This window comes from Geodermatophilus sp. SYSU D00779, from assembly GCF_054050595.1.
On sequence record NZ_JBJGZQ010000026.1, the window covers coordinates 81,642 to 88,832 of the forward strand.

At 76.4% G+C, this 7,191-nt stretch carries 5 protein-coding genes; 3 read left to right on the plus strand and 2 right to left on the minus strand.

Annotated features, from left to right (window positions below; all coding sequences use genetic code 11):
- Nucleotides 1-5: 5 nt before the first annotated feature.
- Nucleotides 6-2,744, minus strand: a complete 2,739-nt coding sequence (locus ACI79G_RS19455; RefSeq protein ID WP_456882744.1) for a SpoIIE family protein phosphatase — start codon at nucleotides 2,742-2,744, stop codon at nucleotides 6-8.
- Nucleotides 2,745-2,930: 186 nt separating this feature from the next.
- Between ACI79G_RS19455 and ACI79G_RS19460 the strand changes: the two genes are divergently transcribed.
- On the plus strand, nucleotides 2,931-4,016 hold the full coding sequence (locus ACI79G_RS19460; protein WP_456882745.1) for an EAL domain-containing protein: 1,086 nt from the start codon (nucleotides 2,931-2,933) through the stop codon (nucleotides 4,014-4,016).
- Nucleotides 4,017-4,079: 63 nt separating this feature from the next.
- Here the strand turns inward: ACI79G_RS19460 and ACI79G_RS19465 are convergent, their stop codons facing one another.
- Complete coding sequence (locus ACI79G_RS19465) at nucleotides 4,080-5,003, minus strand: aldo/keto reductase (RefSeq protein WP_456882746.1); 924 nt, start codon at nucleotides 5,001-5,003, stop codon at nucleotides 4,080-4,082.
- A gap of 194 nt (nucleotides 5,004-5,197) precedes the next feature.
- On the opposite strand from ACI79G_RS19465, the gene ACI79G_RS19470 reads away from it, so the two are divergent.
- Together ACI79G_RS19470 and ACI79G_RS19475 are read left to right on the plus strand one after the other, a co-directional pair.
- A complete protein-coding gene (locus tag ACI79G_RS19470; protein ID WP_089336247.1) occupies nucleotides 5,198-5,482 on the plus strand; it encodes an HU family DNA-binding protein in 285 nt (94 codons plus the stop codon).
- Between the two features lie 199 nt (nucleotides 5,483-5,681).
- Nucleotides 5,682-6,935: a serine hydrolase domain-containing protein gene (locus ACI79G_RS19475; RefSeq protein ID WP_456882747.1), complete on the plus strand. Its 1,254-nt coding sequence runs from the start codon at nucleotides 5,682-5,684 to the stop codon at nucleotides 6,933-6,935.
- Nucleotides 6,936-7,191 lie beyond the last annotated feature (256 nt).

Here is a 7,191-nt window from a genome sequence, read left to right on the forward strand (position 1 = left end):
CGGGGTCAGGCCGGGGTCGTCAGCCGGACGGCGAGCAGCGCGACGTCGTCCTCGGCATCGGGCAGGAACAGCCGCTCGAGCACCCGGTCGCACAGGTCGGCCAGCGGCAGCGTGGCGTACTCGGCCAGCACGGACACCAGCGCGGCGGTGCCGGTGTCGAGGTCCCGGTCGCGGCGCTCGAGCAGCCCGTCGGTGTGCAGGAAGACCGTGCTGCCGGCGGGGAGGACGGTGACCCGGTCGTGCCGCTGCACCGACGGGTCGACGCCGAGCAGCAGGTCGGGCAGGTCGCCGTCGAGCACCTCCACCTGCCCGTCGGGCCGGAGCAGCACCGGCGGCGGGTGGCCGGCGCTGGACCAGCGCAGCAGCGGCCGGCCGGAGGGCGGGTCGTCGTCCCCCCGCTCGAGGCGGGCGACCACCGCCGTGGCCATCGTGTCCAGCCCCAGCCCGCGGACGGCGCGGTCGACCTGGGTCAGCACCTGCGCCGGCGGGGCGCCGCTGGAGTAGCTGATCCCGCGCAGCAGGCCGCGCAGCTGCCCCATCGCCGCGGCGGCCCGGACGTCGTGACCGACGACGTCGCCGATGGCCAGCACGACGGCCCCGCCCGGCTCCAGGAACGCGTCGTACCAGTCGCCGCCGATCTCCGCGCCCTCCGCGGCGGGCACGTACCGGACGACGATCTCGCAGTGCTCCGGCTCCGGCGGGTCGGTGAGCATGCTGTGCTGCAGCGCCCCCGCCAGCGCCCGCTGCTGGCCGTAGAGCCGGGCGTGGTGCAGCGCCAGCCCGGCCCGGCGGCCCACCTCGACCGCGGTCTCCACCTCGGCGGGCGTGTGCGGTCCCCGCTCCGCGCCGTTGAACAGGCCCAGCGCCCCGAGGGACTGCCCGCGGGCGACCAGCGGCACGATCACGCCCGAGGCCAGGCCGAGCCGTCCCAGCAGCTCGCGGGTCGCCGGCTCGGGGAGGGCGCGCTCGATCCGCGCGGCGTCGACCCGGGGCAGCACGAGCGGGCGGCCGGTGCGGGTGACCACCGACGCAGCCGCCTCCTCGGTCATCACCGCGACCATCGAGTGCACGTACAGCTCCAGCTCGGCGCGCAGCCCGGGGTCGCGGTGCGCCGAGGCCATCTCGTGCAGCCGGCCCTGCTCGTCGGTGACCACCAGCCAGCACCAGTCGGCCAGGGTGGGGACGACGACGTCGGCGAGCTGGCCGACCTGCCGGGTGATCTCCAGCGTCCCCGACAGCACCCGGCCGGCGTCGGCCAGCAGCTGCAGCCGGGCGGTGGCCGCGGTCATCGCGGCCACCGCGTCAGCGCGCACGGCGTCGGCCCGCAGCCGGGAGGCGGTCAGCGCGATCTGGGCGGTGAGCCCCTCGAGCAGCTCGACGTCGCGGTCCGGAAACGCGCGCTCGGTCGTCCAGACGACGACGAAGCTGCCGAGCAGCCGGCCCTCGACCCGCAGCGGCAGCGCGGCCAGGGCCCGGCTGCCGAGCACCGCGTTGACCTCGGCCATCCTCGGGAACCGCGCCTCCGCCGCGGCTGCGTCGGCGAACAGCAGCGGCTCGCCGTGCCGGGCGACCCACTGGGCGGGCAGCTCGTCGTCCAGCGGCGTCCGCACCCCGCCGGCCGGGAGCTGGACGTCGGCCGCGCTGGCCACGCTGTCGACGATGCGCCTGGTCAGGTGCAGGTACAGCTCGTCGTCACGTGGGTCGAACACCGCCAGCCCGATCGACTCCGCCCCCAGGACGGCCGCGGCGCGCAGCGCGATCTCGGCGAGCTGGGTGACCTGCGTGGCGCCGGCCAGCTCGGCGGCGACCTCGGCGATCGCGGCGGCGCGGCGGACGGCGTCGAGCTCCCGGTCGGCCTGCTCGTGGGCCTCGGTGACGTCGACGACCGTGCCCACGATCCGCTGCGGCGAGCCGTCCGGACCGGCCAGGACCCGGCCGCGGCTGATCGTCCAGCGCACCCCGCCGTCGGTGCGCACCACGCGCAGCTCGACGGCGTACTGCGCCAGGGCGTCGATGGCGGCCTGCATCTCCTGCTGCGCGCGCTCCCGGTCGTCGGGGTGCACGTGCTCGGCGAACAGCCGGTCCATCCCCAGCCGGACGGTGGAGCCGTAGCCGAAGACCGCCGCGCAGCGCTCGTCCCAGACGATGGTGTGCCGCTGCAGGTCGACCTCCCAGGTGCCCACGGCGCCGGCCTCCAACGCCAGCTCCAGGCGCACCAGGGAGGCGTCCGTGGCCGACCGGGCCGCGGACAGCTCGAGCTCGGCGACCACCGAGGCGGCCAGCTGCCCCAGCGAGAGGACCTGCTCCGGCGACCAGTCCCGCCGGACGCCGTCGAACACCGCCAGCGTCCCGACGACCTGCCCGGACCGGGCGCGCAGGGGGACGCCGAGGTAGGCGACGAGCGACCCGTCGACCGCTGCGGGCAGCGCGGCCAGCCGCTCGTCCTGCGCCGCGTCCGGGACGACGACGGGGACGCCGATCCCGACGGTCACCGCGCAGGGGGAGCCGTCGAGCGGCAGCGGACCGCTGACGACCGACGCCGGCAGTCCGCAGGACCCCACGGGCACCTCGACGTCGGTGACGAGGCAGACCAGCGCCGCCGGGGCCTGCGTCAGCCGCGCGGCGAGCTCGGCGAGCCGGTCGTGGACGCCGGGCGAGGCCTCGGCGAGCAGCCGCCGGGCCGCCGCGACGCGCCAGGGGTCGGTCAGCACGTCCGACCGCGGGGACGGGGGTGCCGACGCCATGCGCGCGCTCCCTCGTCCGCTGTGGGTGGCCTGTGCGCCAGCCGCGTCGACCGCACATCCTGGCACGCACCGCCTCTCCAGCCCCGCCACGTCCCCCGCACGTGTCACCTCCGTCCTCCACCCCGTCGGGTGAGGCGAGCGCGGTCCCGGGTGGAGCCCGGCGGCGCCGACGCCGATGGGCTGCCCATGACGGCGATCCTCACGAGCCGGCTGCCGGACTGCCGTCCGCTGCTGGCCGACCCCGACGACCTGACGCTGGTGTTCCGGCCGGTCGTCGACCTCGCCACCGCGCAGGTCGTGGGCCACGAGGCGCTCTCCCGCTTCCCGGGGACCGCCGGGCCCGACGTCTGGTACGCCGCCGCCGCCGACTGCGGCCTGGCCGCCGAGCTCGAGGCGCTGGCGGTCACCAAGGCGCTGGCCGCCGTCCCGCTGCTGCCCGAGAGCACCTCCCTCACCGTCCGGGTCAGCCCGCACCTGCTCGGCAGCGCCCCGGTCCAGGAGGCCCTCGCCACCCGGCCGGACCTGTCCCGCGTCGTCGTCCAGCTCGCCGGGCGCACGCCGGTCGACGACCTCGACGCGCTGCGCCGGCAGACCGACGCCCTGCGCGCCCGCCGGGCCCTCGTCGCGGTGGACGACGCCGCCTCGGGCCTGCCGCAGGTGGCCGCCGTCCGCCCGGAGCTCGTCGGCCTCGACCGGGCCCTGGTGACCGGCGCCGACGACGACCCGGTCCGCACCGCGCTCGCCCAGGGCGTGCGCGACCTCGCCGGCCGCATCGGCGCCCGGCTCGTGGCCGGGGGCGTCGAGACGGCCGGGGAGCTCGCCGCGCTCGCCCGGCTCGGCGTCCCGCTCGTGCAGGGCTGGCTGCTCGGCCGGCCGGCACCGGAGCCCGCCCCGCTGGCCCCCGGGGTCGCCGCGCTGGTCCGCACCTCCGCCGCCCGTGCCCGGGTCGCCGCGGGGGTCGCCGCGCTCGTGCGCCCGGTGCGCCAGTGCGACGTCGGCGGGCCGCCGCCCGCCGTCCCCCCGGCGGTGCTGGTGGGCGGGCGGGGGGAGCCGGTCGCGCTGTGGCTGGCCTGCCCGCGCACCGGGGAGCCGTACCTGGCGCCGGTGTCGCTGCAGGCCCACCTGACGGACGACGTCGCCGCGACGCTGCAGCGGGCGATGACGCGGCCGCCGGCGCAGCGCTTCGACCCGCTGGTCTGCACCGACGCCACCCGCGCCCCAGTGGGCCTGCTGCGCGTCGAGGACCTCGCCGCGGCGCTCGTCCGCTCGTGAGCGCCGGCCTCGTCCCGGGTCCCGCCCCGGGCCTGCGAGGAGTGGGGAGGACGAGGTCCTGCTTCAGGCGCTGGCGGCGTCCAGCGCCTGCGTCTCCTCCTCGGTGAGCACGAGGTCCTGCATGGGCAGCAGGTCGGCCAGCTGCTCGACCGAGCGGCCGCTGGCGATCGGCGAGACGACGGTGGGCCGGTCGGCCAGCCAGCGCAGCGCCACCGCCGCGACCGTCACCCCGTGCCCGTCGGCCACCTGCTGCAGCGCGGCCAGCACCCGGTCGCCCCGCTCCCCCACGTAGGCCGAGGCGCCCTCCGCCCGCGGCGAGTCGACCTGCTCGCCGGCCCGGTACTTGCCGGTCAGGAAGCCCTTGGCCAGCGCGTAGTAGGGCAGCACGCCCAGGTCGTGGGCGGCCACGACGTCGCGCAGCCCGTCCTCGTACGCCGCCCGCTCCACGAGGTTGTAGTGCGGCTGCAGCGCCACGTACCGGGTCAGCCCCAGCCGCTCGGAGGTCTCCAGCGCCTCGGTCAGCCGCTCCGGCGAGTAGTTCGACGCCGCGACGTGGCGGACCTTGCCCGCCTGGACCAGCTCGTCGAACGCGCGCAGCGTCTCCTCCAGCGGCGTGCTCTCGTCGTCGTGGTGCGCGTAGTAGAGGTCGATCCGGTCGGTCTGCAGCCGGCGCAGCGACCCCTCGACCGCCGTCCGGATCTCCGCGGCCGACAGCGGGTGCTCCTTCTCCAGCCGCGAGGCCTTGGTCGCCACCACCATGCGGTCGCGCAGGCCGCGCTCGGCCATCCAGTTGCCGAGGATCTCCTCCGAGGCGCCCCGGCCGTAGGACTCCGCGGTGTCGACGAACGGCGCCTGCGTGCTGACCGTCGCGTCGGTGAACCGGTCCAGCAGGGCGAAGGACGTCGGCTCGTCCGCCGTCCAGCCGAACACGTTGCCACCCAGGCAGAGGTCGCTGACGGTGAGGTCGGTCCCGGGGATCACTGGCATGACTCCACGCTATGGCGGGGGCCCTCGGGGCGCCGCGCGGGAACCGGCCGACCTCGAGGGACCGGTGGGACGTGGGGGACCCGTTCGACCCCCTCGGTGGCGGACTGTCAGGGGCGCATGGCACCGTGCCTGCGGTCCGACCTCGCCACCCGGCGCGGTCCGGCACGCTCTGTCACCGACACGGAAGGAACCCCGTGAACAAGGCCGAACTCGTCTCCGCCATCGCCAAGCGGGCCGACGTGCCCGCCTCGACCGTGGACTCGGTGCTCGCCGGGCTCCAGGACGAGCTCGTCGACGCGATCACCCGCGGCGAGAAGGTCGCCGTCTCCGGCCTGCTGACCGTCGAGCGCACCCAGCGCTCCGCGCGCACCGGCCGCAACCCGCAGACCGGCGAGTCGATCGACATCCCCGCCGCCAACACGGTCAAGGTCACCGCGGGCTCGAACCTGAAGAAGGCCGCGAGCAACGTCCCCGTCTGACCGGGAGCGTCCCAGCGACGTCCCCGTCCGACCGGGAGCGTCCCAGCGACGTCCCCGTCCGACCGGGAGCGTCGTGGCCTGATCGGCGCCGCCCGCGTCGGGACGGCGGCTGCCCCTGTGACCGGTCCCACGACCGCGTGGGTGAGGATGCCCGGGCAGTCGCCGTCCGACGGCGGGCGGCACGAGGGACGGAGGACCCGTGACGGCACTCGAGGTGGACACCGACCCGACCGAGGTCGGCTTCGACGCCCATCGGCTGGCGCGGCTGGACCGGCGGCTGGCCCGCTGGGTGGACGACGGCCAGCTGCCCGGTTACCTGGTGACCGTGGCCCGGCACGGACACCTGGTGCACGTCAGCTCGGCCGGGTACCGCGACGTCGAGGCCGGCCTGCCCGTCGAGCGGGACACCCGCTGGCGCATCTACTCGATGACCAAGCCGATCACCTCGGTCGCGGCGATGATGCTGTACGAGGAGGGCGCCTTCGAGCTCTCCGACCCGATCTCCCGCTGGCTGCCGGAGTTCGCCGAGACCCGCGTCTACGTCGCGGGCTCCGCCCAGAAGCCGGTCACCCAGCCACAGGTCGAGCCGATCCGGCTCAGGCACCTGCTCACGCACACCTCCGGGCTCACCTACGGCTTCCACCACGCCCACCCGGTCGACGCGATGTACCGGGCCGCCGGGCACGAGTGGGGCACCCCCGCCGGCGCGGACTCCGCCGAGGTCTGCCGCCAGTGGGCTGCGATCCCGCTGGTCTTCCAGCCCGGGTCGGAGTGGAACTACGGCGTCTCCACCGACGTCCTGGGCCGGCTGGTCGAGGTGGTCTCCGGCCAGCCGCTCGACGAGTTCTTCGAGCAGCGCATCTTCGCCCCGCTCGGCATGACCGACACCTCCTTCGGCCTGCGCGAGGGGGACGACCCCGAGTCGCTGGCCCGGCTGTACGGAGCCGTGCCCGGACGGCCCGGCGGCGCCCCGACCGGGTTCGCCCCGCTGGACGCCATGGGCGCGAACGCGCTCGCCAAGCCGGTGTTCCTCTCCGGCGGCGGCGGGCTGGTCTCCACCGCCGCGGACTACCTGCGTTTCGCCGAGCTGCTGCGCCGCGGCGGCAGCTACGACGGCGGCCGGCTGCTGGGTTCCCGCACGATCGCGCTGATGACCCGCAACCACCTGCCGGGCAACCAGGACCTGGAGACCTTCGGCCGGCCGCTGTTCGCCGAGACGCCGCTGCGCGGGGTGGGCTTCGGGCTGGGCTTCTCGATGGTGATCGACCCGGTGCGCTACGGCGTGCTGTCCAGCCTCGGCGACTACAGCTGGGGCGGGGCGGCGTCCACGGCGTTCTACGTGGACCCGGTGGAGGACGTGACCGTCGGCTTCTACACGCAGCTGCTGCCGTCGAGCACGCTGCCGATCCGCAACCACCTGCGCCAGCTGGTCAACCAGGCCCTGGTCGACTGACGGAGGACCCCCTGCCCTCCACCACTCGGAGCAGGACCCCGTCCTCCCCACTCCCCACAGGCTCGGAGCGGGACCCGAGACGGGGCCCGGGTCCCTGCAGGGGCCGTCAGCCCCGGTGACCAGCTGGGATCACGGTCCCGGGGGGGGGGGGGGGGGGGGGGGGGGGGGGGGGGGGGGGGGGGGGGGGGGGGGGGGAGGGGGGGGGGGGGGGGGGGGCGGTCGCTGGCGGCGAGGGGGGGGTGGGTCGCGCGGATCC